The sequence below is a fragment of the Prochlorococcus sp. MIT 1341 genome, assembly GCF_034092415.1.
Classification (GTDB): domain Bacteria; phylum Cyanobacteriota; class Cyanobacteriia; order PCC-6307; family Cyanobiaceae; genus AG-363-P08.
Genome location: NZ_CP139304.1, coordinates 468266 through 484417, shown reverse-complemented (window position 1 = coordinate 484417; position 16152 = coordinate 468266). Strand labels below are relative to the sequence as shown.

Sequence of the window (16152 nt, the reverse complement as noted above, 5' to 3'; positions counted from 1 at the left end):
ACAGTGGTCAATCTTCCTTGTACATCTTAGTCTAATGGTTCTCTTCCTTTAAATATTTTTAGTATTTTCTTTTGAAATTTATTTTCTTTTTTTCTTTTCACGATCTATTAACTCTTTGTTTGCTTTCGCAACTTTTTTCTTGACATCTTCAGGTACAAGCTTCGGGCAGTATTCAACAGCGGCGTTGACAAGTTGGAATTCTGCTCCCATAAAAAGCTGTTTGTTGGAAAGCTTTTTATCTCCAGAACTGGCAATCTTGCCAGCATGTCGGCCATTAAGCACTTGTGTATAAGTTGCTGCAGCAATTCCAACCGACTTGGGGAACTCCACTCCTATTCGAAGGGCATTGCATACATATGAAGCGCCTAAACCTCTATAGAGAAATATATCGCTGTTTGTAGCCGCTGGTTTTGCAGACGAATCGTTTTTAGCCTCTGCAAGTGCCGGAGAACTCAAGAGTCCTATTGGAATTACTAGAAGAACTCTTGTTATGAGTAGAAGCCGATGGGATTTCAAAATGCGTAATGCTTTTACTACATCTTGCCATGCTGCCTGATAGACCTCCTTATTTGTTGATCTTAAAAAGGTATTAATTTAAATAGATTACATATTCAATATGGATTTTTTTCTAACTAATATCCTTGGTGTAATTGAAGTCTTTATCTAGCTTTTAAATAGAATCTGGATTAATAATTTCCATTAGTAAAGCTGCTTTAAGAATTGTTTGCTTCAAAGATTTTGCTTCTTTGAAGTAGGATTTGCTACTTTTTGTTCTTTTTGCACTTCGATCAGATACAAAAGACACACTCCTTCTTTCGACTCATGTATGAATTTGCCTGAATTGCAATGAGAAAAGCGAATTTTCATATAAAAATCAATAACATTGTTAATTAGTTTTTTTTAGTTCTTAAGAAAATCAGTCAACGGACACCAAAAAAACATAAGGTGTGCTTTAACTTTCACAATTCACAGTAGTTTTGGTTCGAGATCATCCCATTGAAAGACCTCGGCTTCAATTGCTTCTTGTTGCTGCTCGTCATCACCTTTCTAGAGGTGACCTCAGAGGACTTATAAATTATTTAGAGGGTGATGACTGTGAGTTTGGAGTGACTCTCCAAATAATTGACCCTAAAGAAAAGCCAGAATTGCTAGAGCTACATCGTTTGGTGGCGCTTCCTGCTCTGATTAAGTTGTCGCCAACTCCTAAGCAGATTTTTGCTGGATCATCAATTTTTAAACAGTTTCAAAGTTGGATTCCACGCTGGCAGCAAGAAGAATTTGTTACTGGTTTGGGCTTAAGCCTTAAGCCTTCTCAACTTGACACCAGCCTTACACAGAGAGAATTGCAATTAGAGGATGAGCTTTTGGTTCTTCGTCAAGAGAATCAAACTCTTATAAAGCGAATTCATTCGCAAGAAAGGTTGCTAAGGATGGTCGCACATGAATTACGAACTCCTCTTAGTGCAGCGAGGCTTGCAGTACAAAGTCAGCAATTAGGTCAAATTGATTTAGAGCACTTTCAAGATGTAATCACAAGGAGACTGGAAGAGATTGAATTCCTCTCCAAGGATCTTCTTGAGGTTGGGATTACACGATGGGAGGCATTATTTAATCCTCAGAAACTTGACTTGGGGAGTGTTTGTGCAGAAGCGATTTTGGAGCTCGAAAAGCTTTGGAGGACAAGAAATATTGAAATTAGAACTGATATTCCGTCTGATTTGCCAAAGGTTTTTGCTGATCAACGGCGAATGCGGCAGGTTTTGTTGAATCTTTTAGAAAACGCTTTGAAATTTACTCAAGACGGAGGAAATATCTCTTTAACAATGCTTCATCGCACTAGTCAATGGGTCCAAATTGAGGTCTCTGATAGTGGACCTGGTATTCCAGAAGACGAACAACAAAGAATCTTCTTAGATCGTGTTCGACTTCCTCAGACCTCTGAGCAAACTTCTGGGTTTGGGGTCGGGCTCTCAGTTTGCAGAAGAATTGTTGAGGTGCATGGTGGGAAAATATGGGTGGTATCAGAACCTGATAAAGGCGCATCGTTTTATTTCAAAGTTCCAGTTTGGCGGGGTCAAGGAGAAGAGTCTCATCAACTGCCTTGACGTAGGGAGAGGCTGAACCGTAGTTTTCAAATGTGATTAAAAGAGCAAATTCTTTTAATTACGGCCTCGCCCCCATCGTCTAGAGGCCTAGGACACCTCCCTTTCACGGAGGCGACAGGGGTTCGAATCCCCTTGGGGGTATACAAAGATGATTAGACGTTGGTAATTCTTGTTGGGATGCTATGTAATTGCGGCTTGATATTCCGCTATTTAATCACTGTCGAGAAGTTTGAAGATTTTTTCTCTTTTATTGGCTTCTTTCTCGACTGAAAGAAGGTTTGTAGAAAGGTCTTCTCTAAGTCGTTGTTCTATTAGGCCCACAGGCATCCCTAGGCATCCTTGAACTGTTAATTCGTAAAGCAAAAAGGTCCCTTCGCCCTCTATCTGCGGTCTAATTCTCCATGCGCCTTCAAATCGCCTGAAATCTCCCTTTAATAAACAAAATTCAAGATCTCCGATTTTCTTATTTTCTGTTAGTTCAATCTGTACTTTTGCTGAGAATTTCACCCCAACAAACTTTTGAGTCCCAACTTGTTTTAATTTAACTTTGTTCTCGCTGCGAGAAATTAGTTCGCTGGTGGAGAGGTTTGGTATGAAAGTATTTAAATTCTCGTAGTCGGTAAGGACCTCCCAAAGTGTGCTTGCTTTTATAGGGGTTCTTAATTGTGCTGCTAGCCGCCTTGTTCCGTTAGGGAGGCGCTCCATTGTCTGCTGGATTGTCTGCCGTTCCAAAAGAAGCGATTCTGAGGTCTCAGCTTTCGCTGAAATCGCTTGACTTAGGTTCGATTGGGTAGAAGTCAAATGAAAAGCTTCTTTCGACAGGAATAGAGAATACAGAATGAAGGTGAATTTGGACAGAATTACGTGCTTTTTGACTTGTGCAATCTGACAAAGTGACCTTTATCTGGCGAATTAAGAGTTATGAGAGAGGGGGGGTTGGTAATCTCGCCATCGGTATTTAGTTTTTGATGGCTTACTCGGAAGCAAGTGTTGTAATCGGTGGACTGGCTCATGTACCAGTACTTATTGGTGCATTTTGGCTTTTTCAGAACTGGAGAAGCGGCCTGGTTAATGATATTTCGCTAAGGGAGCCTCCTAAGGCAGCGGAACCTACGCCTCAGCCTTCCAGCTCGATTGCACCTCCAGAGGCCACTAGGAAGTCGCGACATAAAGATGTTCCGGTCAACCTTTACAAGCCTAGGAGCCCTTTCATTGGTAGTGTCTTAGACAACTACAGCCTTTTGCAAGAAGGAGCTATTGGTCGTGTTAACCACATCACCTTTGATATATCAGGAGGTGATCCGGAATTCAACTATGTAGAAGGTCAGAGTATTGGAATTATCCCTGCAGGTGAGGATGCTAATGGTAAACCTCACAAAATAAGGCTTTATTCAATAGCTAGTACAAGACATGGCGACAATTTCGAGGGCAATACAGTTTCATTATGTGTTCGCCAGCTTCAGTACGAAAAAGATGGCGAAACTGTAGATGGTGTCTGCTCTACATACCTTTGTGATATTAACCCTGGAGACAAAATTAAAATCACAGGACCTGTTGGCAAGGAGATGCTTCTTCCTGAAGATGAAGATGCCAATGTAATCATGCTGGCTACTGGAACAGGGATAGCCCCTATGAGGGCTTATTTACGCAGGATGTTTGAGCAGGCAGAGATTCAAAAGAATGGCTGGAATTTTAAAGGTAAAGCTTGGTTGTTTATGGGAGCTCCAAAAACTGCAAATTTGCTTTATGACGATGATTTTGAACGTTATAAGAGTGAATTCCCTGACAACTTCCTTTATACAAAGGCGATTAGCCGTGAACAAACCAATGCTAAAGGTGGAAGGATGTATATCCAAGACAGGGTGTTGGAGAATGCTTCAGAGATCTTTGAAATGATTGAAAATAATAAAACTCATATTTATCTCTGTGGCTTAAAAGGCATGGAACCAGGGATTGATGAAGCGATGACACAAGCAGCAGCAGAAAAAGGGATGAATTGGTCAGAATTGAGACCTCAACTAAAGAAAGCAGGACGTTGGCATGTAGAGACTTACTAGGATTTAATTAAATATTTTTTGATGGCCATAACATCTAAGGTGTTAATTTTTAAGCCCTTACTTGTAGCCTCGATATAAAGAGTTTTTTGGGCATCCGCCAACAAACTGTGGCGTCTCAGCCCAGAGCGTTTTTGAATTTGTATGTTAGCTGTCATGAAATCGCGAGAGGGCAGTCCTAATGAGCTTTGCGATTACAAATCCTTTAAGGCTTGGTTTACGGCAGGAAAAGGTCATAGCGCCTCAATGCCTTGTAATTTTTGGAGCCACTGGAGACCTGACTCACAGAAAATTGGTCCCTGCTCTTTTCGAACTTTTTAATCAGCGACGATTGCCTAGTGAATTTGCCATTCTTGGCTGTGCCAGGAGGGGATGGAGTGATGAGGAGTTTCAGCAGAAGATGTACCAGGCTTTAGGTGCTAGGGCTTCAGAGAATCCTATTGCTTGGGATCAATTCAAAGCTTGCCTTTTTTATCAGTCATTGGATTTACAAAATTTAGGTGACGTAAGAAAGTTAAAAGACCGGCTTGAGGAGATTGATCGCTTAAGGGCAACACATGGGAATAGAACTTTTTATTTATCAGTATCACCAGACTTTTATAGTTGTGGATGTAAAGCTCTTGCTGCAGAAGGTCTTTTGGATGATCCGAAACGTAGTCGATTGGTTATTGAAAAACCATTTGGAAGAGACTTTGGAAGTGCTCAGGCCTTAAATCGGATAGTTCAGAGTTGTGCTAATGAATCCCAGGTTTTTCGAATTGATCATTATCTAGGCAAAGAGACTGTTCAAAATATTTTGGTTCTTAGATTTGCGAATGCAATATTTGAACCTATATGGAACCGTAATTACATTTCTAGTGTTCAAATTACTGCTGCAGAGACTGTTGGGGTAGAAGATCGAGCTGGCTATTACGAGTCTTCAGGAGCTTTGAGAGATATGGTCCAAAACCATTTAACACAGATGCTTTCATTAACAGCTATGGAGCCCCCAGGTCATTTTGATCCAGAAGCTATTCGCAATGAGAAAGCAAAGGTTTTACAGGCTGCACGATTGGCTGATGATTTTGAGCCATGGAACTGTTGCGTAAGAGGTCAATATTCAAAAGGCGGTAATCATTTATCACCTTTAGTTGGATATAGAGAGGAGCCTGGGGTAAACCCAAACAGTACAACGGAAACATATGTTGCGATGAAATTATTTATTGATAATTGGCGCTGGCAAGGAGTCCCTTTCTATGTCCGTACAGGAAAACGTTTGGCAAAACGTTTAAGTGAAGTAGTCCTTACTTTTCGAGAGGCTCCGGTTCATCTTTTTGATGCGGTAGGTGGATCACCTACTTCTAATCAACTCATTTTGCGAATTCAACCCAATGAAGGAGCTGAATTTCGATTTGACGTTAAGTCACCAGGCTCTGGTATGAGGAGTAGGCCAGTGGAGATGGAATTCTCTTACGAAGAATCATTTGGTGAGCCTTCAGATGAAGGTTATGTTCGTTTACTTGCTGATGCAATGCTTGGTGATCCGACACTATTTACTCGTAGTGATGAAGTTGAGGCGGCTTGGCGGCTCTATACCCCATTGCTTGAATTAATTGAAGAAAGTCCTTGGCTCTTACCTATAAATTCCTATGAATCAAGAACTTGGGGGCCTGCTGCCGCTGATGCCCTTTTAGCTTCTGATGGGCTTCTTTGGCGTCGTCCATGATCAAGTAACTCTTTGGATTGCTATGTCACCTCAACTTACCCTTCAGACACCGCTTCAACTACCTCCCGAGGAGATCCCTGTCTATTTAGAGAATTTATGGGCATATGAAAAGGACCAGCCTGGTACTACAGGAGCTAACACTTTTTGTTTATTGGTTTGGCAACCTGCTTGGTTAGAACAACACCTAGTTAGAACCGGAAGGATAAATGGTCCAATTATTGGCTCGCAAAGAAAAGGATTGGTAACAGCAGCTCGAGAACTTGTTTTAGAGGGAGATTTGCCTCATAGTACGCCACCTTTTGATCAAAGAGTTACAGATGTTATCTCTAAAAATGATGTAGAAATTTCTTATGAAGATCTAAGAGGTCAACATATTGATTCTGCTATTAGTACGTTGCACCCTAGGAGGTTAATAACTTTAGCCCCTACATTGGATGATGAGCAAAAACTAGACACACTTGTCGCAGCATATTGCCCTCTCCCAGAGGATGGGAGAGGGCCTTCTGCGTGTGGTGACGTTATTGTTTTCAGAGGAGGTCTTAAGTCTCTTAAGAAGCGAATTGAGATAATAGACCCTTTAACCTTTACTGATTTACCTTGCTGGTTGTGGTGGAATGGCCGATTAGATGAAGCTCCTGAATTACTAGATAGCTTAGCTTTGTCCCCAAGAAGACTAGTTGTAGATAGTGCTCTTGGGAAACCCGATAAATGTTTGCTTTTTTTGACTGATAGGGTTCAAAAAAATCAAGCTATTTATGACCTGAATTGGTTACGTTTTAGAAGTTGGAGAGAAACTCTTGCAATAATCTTTGATCCACCTTTTCGACACTCCGTACTCCAAAATGTGGTCCAATTAGATATTGATATTGAAGGGCGCCATCCAGTTCAAGGGTTATTACTTGCAAGTTGGTTAGCGGACCGTCTTGATTGGAAACTTGTTGATACCGTTAATACTAATGGAGAGGGAATTGCTTTCGAGTTTCAGCGGAGGGACCTTGAAAAAGTTCAATTTCGTCTTTCACCTCTACCTGTAGGTAAACCAAGTATTCATCCTGGGCAAATAGTTGGCATAAGATTGATTTGCAAATCAAAGCATGATCCAAAGGATGATCTTTGTGTGATCCTTGGAGCTGAATCAGGAGAGTGTATGCGTCTTGAGGCTGGAGGGATGGCAAACATGGAGCTTCTTGAGGAAGTTGTCCCAAATCAGAATATTTCTGTAGAGAGAGATGTAGCACGTCTCTTGGGAACTAGCAGAGGATCCACAGGTCCTCTTTTTGCTTCAGCCTTGCCTTTAGCAGAAAAGATGTTCAATCTTTCTAAGGAGTCTTTTTAGTTCTATATATTTAGAATGCTATGGCATTTGTAGTTGCAGCTCCATCTAGTGGTAGCGGTAAGACGATACTAAGTCTTGTCCTTTTAGCCTGGGCAAAAAGTCAAGGATTTAGGTCTCAACCCTTTAAGATCGGGCCTGATTATCTTGATGCTGAGCATCTTACTAAGGTCTCTGGAAGTCGTTGTAGGAATTTAGATATTCCTCTTTGTGGTTTTGATTGGGTAAAAAAAAGTTTTCAAGGATATGGAGGACAAGCTGATTTTGTTTTAGTTGAAGGAGTCATGGGACTTTTTGATGGTGTTGGTGCTTCGGATTATGGCAGTACAGCCTCTGTAGCTAAATATCTCGATTTACCAGTAGTTTTAGTCGTAGATGCATCTGGCCAAGCAGCTTCTATCGCTGCATTGCTGAATGGTTTTTGTCTTCATGATGAAAAACTTCGGATAGCAGGCGTAGTCCTTAATAAAATAAATTCCAAAAGGCATTTAGAGCTTTTAACCCAAGTACTTACAAGATCAGGGGTAAGGGTTCTGGGTCATTTGCCAAGAGATTCTCAGTTAACAATTTCTAGTAAGAATTTGGGACTTGTCCCAGCGCATGAACTTGATGGTTTTGAAAAAAGATATGAAGGATTGGCTTTTTTAGCGGAAAGACATCTTGATCTTGAAACTTTCAAGAAACTTCTACTTTCTCCACAAGCATGTTTTGATCCGGTAAAATCATTGTTTGAGAACGAAAATGAGAATTTTTTCAGTCAAAAATATTCTGTTGCAATAGCTCAAGATAGGGCATTTCATTTTCGATATGAAGAAATGAAGGAATGCTTGTCTTGCTTAGGGGTGGAATTAATTCCATGGAGCCCACTGAACGATGAAGCGTTACCCCCTTCCGTAAGTGGTTTAATGATTCCCGGAGGGTTTCCTGAAGAGTTCGCTGAATTGTTGTCAACTTGCAGAAGAAGTTTGAATGAAATTAGATCCTTTTATGGGAAGTTTCCAATCTATGCTGAGTGTGGTGGCATGATGCTATTGGGAGAATCTATTTATGATACAGAAGGTAATAATTTCAAGCTTTCTGGCATCTTGCCTTATTCCTTTACTAAGAGTTCTTTGAAGGTTGGCTATCGAAAAATGATTGGAATTAATGATACTCTTCTCATAAAAAAGAACGAGCTTTTAGTTGGCCATGAGTTTCATAGGTGGCACCTGGTTAGTAGTCCAAACCCTTTAAATGATTCGTCCGATCAATACTTAGATGCTAAGAGTTCAAGCCTATTTAAGCCTTGGAAGATGAGTGGTTACTTACAATTAGAGGAAGAAGAAGGATTTTCTAACTGTTTACTTCATGCGAGTTGGGTCCACCTTCATTGGGCAAGTAATATAAAACTTGCTAAAAGATGGCGTAAATCACTTGAACTTGTCATCACCCAATAAATTTGGGAGGTGATTTCTTTTATGATTCCTATAACCCAAGGTTTAGGATTGACGTTTTAGGTTGCGTTTCTGTAGGGCTTGTTCCCATTCAACTTTAAGGTGAAGATTATTGTTCTCACCTACTAACCATACTGCACTTTTTGCGCGACTGACGGCTACATATACGAGTTGCTTTCGTAAGGTCATTTCTTTAGGCCAAAAAACATCAGGAGCAACAAATACCTCATCAAAACTGCTGCCTTGACTTCTATGAACAGTTAGTACAGCAGCTGGACCAAGTGAAGCAAATGCATCTCTAATTAGAAAGAATTGCCTCCAAATAGGTTTTCCTTCTTGCTTTGGCAACATCTTTGCCTTGATTTTTATTTTATTGAGTGTTGCATCCAATAGTTTTCTTGCGTTCGTCCCTACACAAGGAAGCATTCTTAATTCTAATTGTAAATCTCCAGCTTTTGCTTGGATTAATTGAGTTTTTATAATAGGAACATCCCAGTTTGAATCTTTATTCAAGCCAAATTTCGATAAGTCACAATCGTGAGGTGAAACATCAATTACTTGTAATTCTCTATTGGAGCCTAAAACCATGTCAGGCTCTCCTCCTTCTTGGGAACCTTGGCTTGCAGCTGGTGCCATTATTGCGTTTCTACTGATTAGAATTTCCCCAGGAAGTACAGGTAATTGGTCTGCCATCTCACCATGGAGAGCTCTTCTGGCATGTGGTACTAATTTCTCAAGAATTCTATTTGTATAACAAAGAATTCTAGCCCCATCAGGATTATTTTGATAGGAAGATTCTTTTAATGCTTCTTGAGCTTTCTCAAGCCAATGTTGCTTACTTAAACAACCAACAATCTCATTTTTGCTTTTTATTATTGGAAGGTATGGTGGCGGTATACATGGGATTTTTCCCTGACGAAAACCATTAGCAAGGTTTAAAACTACCCCATGATGCCGAACTACATTTGTTAGTTCAACCTGGGCGCATTTTTTCATTGAGAATACAGGGCTTACCTCTTCATTGATTGGTGGTAATTGTGCAGGGTCGCCTACGAAGACAAGGCGAGTCTTGAATGGTTGAGCGCATTCGAGAATTATTGTTAATAATGAGCTGTTAATCATTGAAGCTTCATCAATAAGAACTAACCCCAATTGTTCAAGAGCGCTCGAAGTTTGTTCTGTCTTTTCAAAATGTTCTATGTCTCCTTTTCTTTTTAGTCTCAATTTAAGGAGGCGGTGAATTGTTGATGGATACCATGTAGGTTTTAATTTTTCGTTCTCTAGAGCTTGTCTTATTACTCCCACAGCTTTGTGAGTTGGGGCAACAACTGTCCAGCAAAGCTTTGATTTTTCAGCTATACGTAGAAACCTTGTTGATAGGAATGTTTTTCCGGTACCAGCAAATCCACTGAGAACAAAACTTGTTTCTTTCTTTTCGCCAGTTTCGCCTAGCCATGATTTGAAATTTTTGTAAACAATCTTTTGCTCTTCTGTGAGCTTTGATGTAAGGGAAGAGTTTTTCTTTATATTGCCTTTCACCCAGGAGTCAATGTGATGCTTTGAATTAAATGTAATGGTGAACCAATAAATACAAGACCAGGCAAGGCCACCGTAGGCCCAATTAAACTTCCAACTACGACCTCTAATCTGCTGTGTCCAAGATTTTCTTTGAGTTCACTACTGTCTAAATTCTCCCAAATATTTTTTGGAAGTAAATTAACTTTTGATGCTATTAAACCTGCTTCACGTCGTATACCACTTGCATCGTACATAACTACAAAGGCCATAGTTACTGCTAGAGCAAATGCAGGATGACTAAACCCCAATTCCCAACCTATGCCAGCTGTTGTTCCAGTTACTAGTGCAGAATGACTTGAAGGCATTCCTCCAGTCTCTATTAAGACAGAAGGGCGCCATCTTCGATTTTGAATGAGTTCTATAAAAAGTTTGGAAACCTGAGCAAAGCCACATGCAACTAGCCCCCATGCGAGAACCCCATTGTCGAAGATTTCGATTGGGTTGTGTGTGGTGCTTGCGGGGAATGTCATCTATCTCGTTTTGTTATGTAATCTGCTAATGCGAGCAATGGTGCAGAGGCCTTTCCCCAAGGCTTTAGTGCTTCCTTTGCATCGCTAACAAGAGCCTCTGCTCGTTTTTTCGATTCACTTAGTCCTAATAATTTTGGATAAGTAGTTTTATCAGCAAGAAGGTCCTTGCCTGCAGTCTTTCCAAGGACCTCACTACTGGCGGTCACATCAAGAATGTCGTCAATAATTTGAAAGGCTAGTCCGATTCCTTTCGCATACTTTCGTAGGGCATGTAATAGATTATCCTCTGCCCCACTAATCAGTGCGCCACATATAACGCATGCATTTAAAAGTGCTCCAGTCTTATGAAGATGGATAAATTCAAGAGTTTCAAGATCTACTTTTTTGCCTTCACTTTTAAGGTCAACAACTTGTCCCCCAACTAAGCCTGGAGCTCCTGCTACAAGAGAAAGTTCTCCTACGACCTTTATCAATCTTGAAGCGGGAACATTTGGACTTCTGAGTGAGACCATTTCAAAAGCTCTTGTCAAAAGAGCATCTCCAGCGAGGATTGCGACAGCATCTCCAAAAACTTTGTGATTAGTTGGGCGCCCTCTACGTAGATCATCGTTATCCATTGAGGGAAGGTCATCATGAATCAAGGACATCGTATGGATCATTTCAAGCGCTACTGCCGTAGGTATGGCATTTTGCGGATCACCGCCTGCAAGTTCGCATGCAGCGAGGCAGAGAATTGGTCTTAATCTTTTTCCGCCTGCCAAGAGGGAATATCGCATCGCTTTTCGGAGTTCTTCAGGCTCTTCTGGTCCTAAAGACTCGTCCAGGGCAATCTCTATAGAGGCTTTGGCCTTTTCCAAATAGTTGGAGAAGTCAAAAGAATTTTTTATTGCTTGTTCCATTGCCATATTTTGTTGACTGGATTCTCTCAGGAGTAATGGTTTAAGGGAGAAGATCTTTGAGGCTGAAGGGCAAATTGCAATGCTGCTGCCAACTATTGACAGTGTTTACTAGCAACATTGTTACCGTCATTGGCCCAACTCCACCCGGAACTGGCGTGAGAGCACTCACTATTGAGGCTACTTCTTCAGAACGTACATCTCCACAAAGCGTTGCTTTTTTTGCACTCCCTTTAGAAAGCTCTTTTTCGATGCGATGAATTCCAACATCAATTACAACACCTCCTGGCTTGACATGCCTCGCACCAATCATTTGGGCGCAACCTGTCGCTACAACAAGAATGTCTGCTTGTTTAGTTAAAACAGAGAGGTTCTCTGTATGTGAGTGGGCCATAGTGACTGTTGCGTTGGCAGCTTGAAGCATTAAAGACATTGGTTTGCCAACAAGGACGCTTCTACCAATTACCACTACATTTTTTCCTTCAATTGATACTTTGTTGGCTTTTAATAAGGCCATAATTCCTGCAGGGGTGCAACTTCTAGGGCCTGGTTCGTTTTTCACAAGTCTTCCAAGATTTAGGCTATGGAGGCCATCAACATCTTTTTCTGGGGAGAGGTGAGCGAGTAGTGACTTTTCGTTTATGTGCTTAGGAAGTGGAAGTTGCAATAAAATTCCATCTACTTTTTCATCGTTATTTAACAGGTTTATTTTTTGAATAATTTCTGATTCAGTGCTTTTAGCGTTGAGGTGCTCACCAAAATTTTCAATGCCTATTCGATTGCATGCCTTTTCTTTATTTGATACGTATACTTTGCTAGCAGGATCATCACCAACTCGAATCACAGCTAAACCAGGAGGACGTTTTGCTAGGCCTGAATGGGTTCTAATTTCAGAGCCAAGTCGTTCTTCTATTTCTGAAGCCAATTTTTTACCATCAAGTTTTAGGGTCATATGAAGTTAAGGAAAAGTACTTTTAGGCACCAGTTCTGAAGAGAGATATGCTCCAGTGAAACCTTCTTTTGCCATTTTTAAGACTTTCAAAAGGCTTTGGCGGGTTTGGTTGCGGAATGAGTCACCTCACCATCGTCTAGTTGCATGGTCACCATCACAGAAGGCTGGATTGATAGTAGTTGCTGTTTTGGTTGCACTTATTACAAGTTGGCAATGGCTTGGTGAGCCTAATTTGAAGGTTGGCAGCCCCGCTCCTTTTGAGGCAAGGGCGCCAAGAGATGCTCTTGTAGAGGATAGTCAGGCCCTTCAGCAAAAACGTTCTGATTTAGTACCACGAACATTTGTTCAGGTGATAGATCAACAGCAGTCAATGGCATTAATGCAAAAGCTTGAACGGCAATTGGGTGAGATTGAGCTTGTTGCTTTAAGTAGTGAAGGAGATCGAATTGGTCCAGTAAATCTTAATTTACAAGAGCAAAAATGGCTTTCTCAAAGAACCCAGGAAGCTCGGAATATTTGGGAAATTAAAATTCGTGAAGGGGCTGAGCGAATGCTTAGCCAGGGTCTTGTAAATACTTTGGCTAAGGAGCAATTGCTAAAGGCTGTGTCCATGCAGTTGTGGGATATAGGTGCGCCAGAGAGTCCCTCTCGCACTCTTGGCAGTAAATTGCTTGCAAGTACTTTTCAAGGGACTAGTAATCTTCGAACGGACGCCATTAAAAGTCAGAAATTATTGGAGGATTTGATTACTAAGCAGGGTATTCCCATAATTGAGGTTAATGAAGGTGATTTGATTACAAGACAAGGAGAACGGATTAGTCCACAGGCCTACGATGTACTTGATTATTTTGGAATGATTAAAAGAAGCCCTAGGCCTCTTACATGGTTTTGGAAATATAGCGAAGCTCTTCTCGGTTGTTTTCTTTTGATATTGATAATGCGTAGAGAGAAGCCTGCTTTGCAGGCTAGGCATGCGTTGTTACCTCTTTTATTGCTTCTAGTTGCTCAGGCCAGCAAGGTTTGGTTCGGAGCCGCAGTTAGTCCTTTGGCTGTAATTGTTCCTCCAACACTTCTTATCTCGCAGGGGCTTGGAACATCTTGTGCCCTTATATGGATGGCTATAGGGAGCCTTCTTTGGCCAGTCCCTGTTAGTGGATTTGGGGATGGTCGAATGTTGGTTGCTTGTGCAGTAGCGTTTTTGGTTGCATTGCAGGCAGGGAGATTGCGAAGTCGAGCACAATTATTTCAATTGGCAGTGCTTCTACCTTTAGGGGCACTTTTTGCAGAATGGTTTCTTTTGGCGAGTCAAATTAATCCAGCAAATACAGCTTGGGGGAGGTTGGCTCCTAACTCAGAGGCCCTTTTCTCTGAAGCGATTTTGATGGGTGCTCTCTTAATGTTTGCTATTACTTTGATTCCACTAATTGAGAATGCTTTTGGATTGGTGACTAGAGCTCGTTTAATGGAACTAGCTGATCAGGAAAGGCCTTTATTAAGGAAGCTTTCTATCGAGGCTCCGGGAACTTTTGAACATACTCTTATGTTATGTGGTTTAGCAGAGGAAGGGGCAAGATCTATCTACGCTGATGTTGACCTTACCCGTACAGGAGCTCTTTATCACGATATCGGAAAGTTACATGCACCTGAATGGTTTATTGAGAACCAAGAAAATGGAATAAACCCGCATGAAGAATTAAATGATCCTCTAGCTAGTGCGAGCATTCTCCAGGCTCATGTCGATGAGGGCTTAAAGCTAGCAAAAAAATATCGCTTGCCACAAAGTGTTGTTGACTTTATTCCTGCACATCAAGGGACTATGAAGATGGGATATTTCCTACATCTTGCGAAGGAAAAGAATCCAGAAATTCCTGAAAGTAATTTTAGATATAAAGGTCCTTTACCCAGATCTAAAGAGACAGCAATTTTAATGCTTGCAGATGGATGTGAAGCTGCACTTAGGTCTCTTGATCAAAACATAGACGATTCAGATGCCAGTGAAACAGTGAGAAGAATTGTAGAATCTCGATATTATGATGGACAACTTATTGAAAGTGGTCTGACGCGAGCTGAGATTGAATTAGTCATACGTTCATTTGTTCGTGTTTGGAGAAGGATGAAGCACAGAAGAATAGTTTATCCATTACCTGCTAAAAATATATACAGAAACAATTAGATAAAAGGAATAAATATTCTTTATCAAAATTATCGAAAATAAAAGAGAAATGAGAAATGAGAAATGAGTTAGATAATGGACATTGGATATTACTAATTATGCTTAGTGAATCTTTATTTTTCACTATATGACTTTAATTAGTAGAATTTGCTAACTATTAATAGGTGGTATAGTTTATCTTTTCAAAAAGAGTTTGCATTTTTCTTAAAGCCTTCTTGTACGGCGATGTATAGGCCTGCACCAGTATATTAATGATAATAGATTTAACAACGCCATGGCTAAAGATAGACCACTAATTGTTTGAGAGTCATTCACAATTATTAAGCGAACGATTCCATATGGTAATGAGGCTGAAAGTGCCATTGAAAGTGCAATTATTGTAAGAATCACACCCCATTGACGTTCAGCTAGGAGTCCTGAGCATGCAACAATTCCAACTATTGCGGCAGGCCAAGCGATGCTAAATGCCAGGCTAATGTTTGCTGCTTGTAAGGGAGGACCTGCAAAAGCTATTACTCCAATGATTGGGAGCGCTGAAATATTGGCAAAAAGCCCAAGCCATGTCATTGCCCAGTAGCCGCGAACTATTTTGCTCATGAATGATTTTTGCTTTATTTGACTTTAGGCTTTTATTATTGAACAACAATAATAATAATCTTACAATTTAGGGAATCTTAAAAAGCATATGAAAGCCCAAAAAATATTTTTGATCCACAAAAATTAAATTTCTACACTCTTTGCTGATAATTCTTTTCTTATAATTGAATTACACTTTCAACTTTTTCAGTAAAGGATTGCTTTTTATCTGTTCTTGTGTTGACTTTTAGAGTTGTGTAAATACGAGGTGCTCCGAGATTATGAACAGCTGTGTGACATGCCTTCACACAATCAAAAACTTCTTCCCAGTTCCCTTCAATAGCGGTTCCATTTGGCCCTAATTCATAGTTAAGGCCTGCTTCTTCAATGGTCTTTTGGCAAGTCTTAATATAAGGTGCAATTGAGACCCCTGTCCCTACTGGTATTAGGCAGAGGTCAATGCTGACCCATAATTTTTGGCTATGAGATTTCATTTTTGAAGTCTCTACTGAGCATAAAGTACTGTTCTCCATTCTCCGCAATGAGTCATTACTTCAATTCCATATGCTCTTTCACCTGTTGATAGACGAAGCCCTTGTCCTTCGCACCAATTTTGAGCAGCTCTCATGGCAGCCTCTAGAGACTCGTATGGAGCATCAAGAACTGGATGCGGACTTCCATCTAGGCCAATAAGCCTATAAATACTGCTTTTCAGGGCCATGTATGTGCACATGCTCAACTGTCCAATATTTTCCCATGGTCTTCTTCTGCTTGCCAAGTAGGCAAGCATTTATTAACCATTTAATATTAGCCAACTTTGAGAGTATTATTACTCATGTAATGGCTCGCTTTTCTTTTTTCAGGTTATAGAAATACT

The 16152-nt window shown here is 40.6% G+C and carries 15 protein-coding genes and 1 tRNA gene; 7 read left to right on the top strand and 9 right to left on the bottom strand.

What is annotated here, in order from left to right:
• Positions 1 to 78: 78 nt before the first annotated feature.
• Positions 79 to 516 carry a cAMP phosphodiesterase gene (locus tag SOI84_RS02435; protein WP_320674824.1) on the bottom strand — a complete coding sequence of 146 codons (438 nt, stop codon included), beginning with the start codon at positions 514 to 516 and terminating at the stop codon, positions 79 to 81.
• Positions 517 to 977: 461 nt separating this feature from the next.
• Here SOI84_RS02435 and SOI84_RS02430 point away from each other — a divergent pair, with 461 nt between their 5' ends.
• On the top strand, positions 978 to 2105 hold the full coding sequence (locus tag SOI84_RS02430; protein ID WP_320674823.1) for a histidine kinase: 1128 nt from the start codon (positions 978 to 980) through the stop codon (positions 2103 to 2105).
• 68 nt (positions 2106 to 2173) lie between these two features.
• Positions 2174 to 2246, top strand: a tRNA-Glu gene (locus tag SOI84_RS02425).
• A gap of 69 nt (positions 2247 to 2315) precedes the next feature.
• Here SOI84_RS02425 and SOI84_RS02420 read toward each other — a convergent pair.
• A complete protein-coding gene (locus SOI84_RS02420) occupies positions 2316 to 2906 on the bottom strand; it encodes an SRPBCC family protein (protein WP_414153608.1) in 591 nt (196 codons plus the stop codon).
• Positions 2907 to 3073: 167 nt separating this feature from the next.
• Between SOI84_RS02420 and SOI84_RS02415 the strand changes: the two genes are divergently transcribed.
• The 4 genes from SOI84_RS02415 (at position 3074) to SOI84_RS02400 (ending at position 8633) form a co-directional block, all read left to right on the top strand.
• Positions 3074 to 4162 carry an FAD-binding oxidoreductase gene (locus tag SOI84_RS02415; RefSeq protein WP_320674822.1) on the top strand — a complete coding sequence of 363 codons (1089 nt, stop codon included), beginning with the start codon at positions 3074 to 3076 and terminating at the stop codon, positions 4160 to 4162.
• A 178-nt stretch (positions 4163 to 4340) separates the two neighbouring features.
• Positions 4341 to 5864 (top strand): glucose-6-phosphate dehydrogenase, encoded by a 1524-nt coding sequence (zwf, locus tag SOI84_RS02410; RefSeq protein ID WP_320674821.1) that lies wholly within the window; start codon positions 4341 to 4343, stop codon positions 5862 to 5864.
• 22 nt (positions 5865 to 5886) lie between these two features.
• Positions 5887 to 7200: a glucose-6-phosphate dehydrogenase assembly protein OpcA gene (locus SOI84_RS02405; protein WP_320675326.1), complete on the top strand. Its 1314-nt coding sequence runs from the start codon at positions 5887 to 5889 to the stop codon at positions 7198 to 7200.
• 20 nt (positions 7201 to 7220) lie between these two features.
• Positions 7221 to 8633: a cobyrinate a,c-diamide synthase gene (locus SOI84_RS02400; protein WP_320674820.1), complete on the top strand. Its 1413-nt coding sequence runs from the start codon at positions 7221 to 7223 to the stop codon at positions 8631 to 8633.
• Positions 8634 to 8675: 42 nt separating this feature from the next.
• Here SOI84_RS02400 and SOI84_RS02395 read toward each other — a convergent pair whose 3' ends face one another.
• The 4 genes from SOI84_RS02395 to folD are packed head-to-tail and all read right to left on the bottom strand — an operon-like array spanning position 8676 to position 12526.
• Positions 8676 to 10169: an ATP-dependent DNA helicase gene (locus SOI84_RS02395; protein ID WP_320674819.1), complete on the bottom strand. Its 1494-nt coding sequence runs from the start codon at positions 10167 to 10169 to the stop codon at positions 8676 to 8678.
• On the bottom strand, positions 10166 to 10678 hold the full coding sequence (locus tag SOI84_RS02390) for a divergent PAP2 family protein (RefSeq protein WP_320674818.1): 513 nt from the start codon (positions 10676 to 10678) through the stop codon (positions 10166 to 10168). Before SOI84_RS02390 ends, SOI84_RS02395 begins: the two co-directional genes overlap by 4 nt.
• Positions 10675 to 11577 (bottom strand): geranylgeranyl diphosphate synthase CrtE, encoded by a 903-nt coding sequence (gene crtE / locus SOI84_RS02385; protein ID WP_320674817.1) that lies wholly within the window; start codon positions 11575 to 11577, stop codon positions 10675 to 10677. The genes SOI84_RS02390 and crtE overlap by 4 nt, the downstream gene beginning before the upstream one ends.
• A 40-nt stretch (positions 11578 to 11617) precedes the next feature.
• Positions 11618 to 12526: a bifunctional methylenetetrahydrofolate dehydrogenase/methenyltetrahydrofolate cyclohydrolase FolD gene (gene folD / locus SOI84_RS02380; protein ID WP_320674816.1), complete on the bottom strand. Its 909-nt coding sequence runs from the start codon at positions 12524 to 12526 to the stop codon at positions 11618 to 11620.
• Positions 12527 to 12635: 109 nt separating this feature from the next.
• Between folD and SOI84_RS02375 the strand changes: the two genes are divergently transcribed.
• Positions 12636 to 14699 (top strand): HDIG domain-containing metalloprotein, encoded by a 2064-nt coding sequence (locus SOI84_RS02375; RefSeq protein WP_320674815.1) that lies wholly within the window; start codon positions 12636 to 12638, stop codon positions 14697 to 14699.
• A gap of 204 nt (positions 14700 to 14903) precedes the next feature.
• Here the strand turns inward: SOI84_RS02375 and SOI84_RS02370 are convergent, their stop codons facing one another.
• From SOI84_RS02370 to SOI84_RS02360, 3 genes are all read right to left on the bottom strand, one after another.
• Entirely contained in the window at positions 14904 to 15296 is a 393-nt protein-coding gene (locus tag SOI84_RS02370) for a hypothetical protein (RefSeq protein ID WP_320674814.1), read from the bottom strand.
• 158 nt (positions 15297 to 15454) lie between these two features.
• Positions 15455 to 15769, bottom strand: a complete 315-nt coding sequence (locus tag SOI84_RS02365) for an MTH1187 family thiamine-binding protein (protein ID WP_320674812.1) — start codon at positions 15767 to 15769, stop codon at positions 15455 to 15457.
• An 11-nt stretch (positions 15770 to 15780) separates the two neighbouring features.
• Positions 15781 to 16065, bottom strand: coding sequence for a hypothetical protein (locus SOI84_RS02360; protein WP_320674811.1), 285 nt, complete (start codon positions 16063 to 16065; stop codon positions 15781 to 15783).
• Between the last annotated feature and the right edge of the window lie 87 nt (positions 16066 to 16152).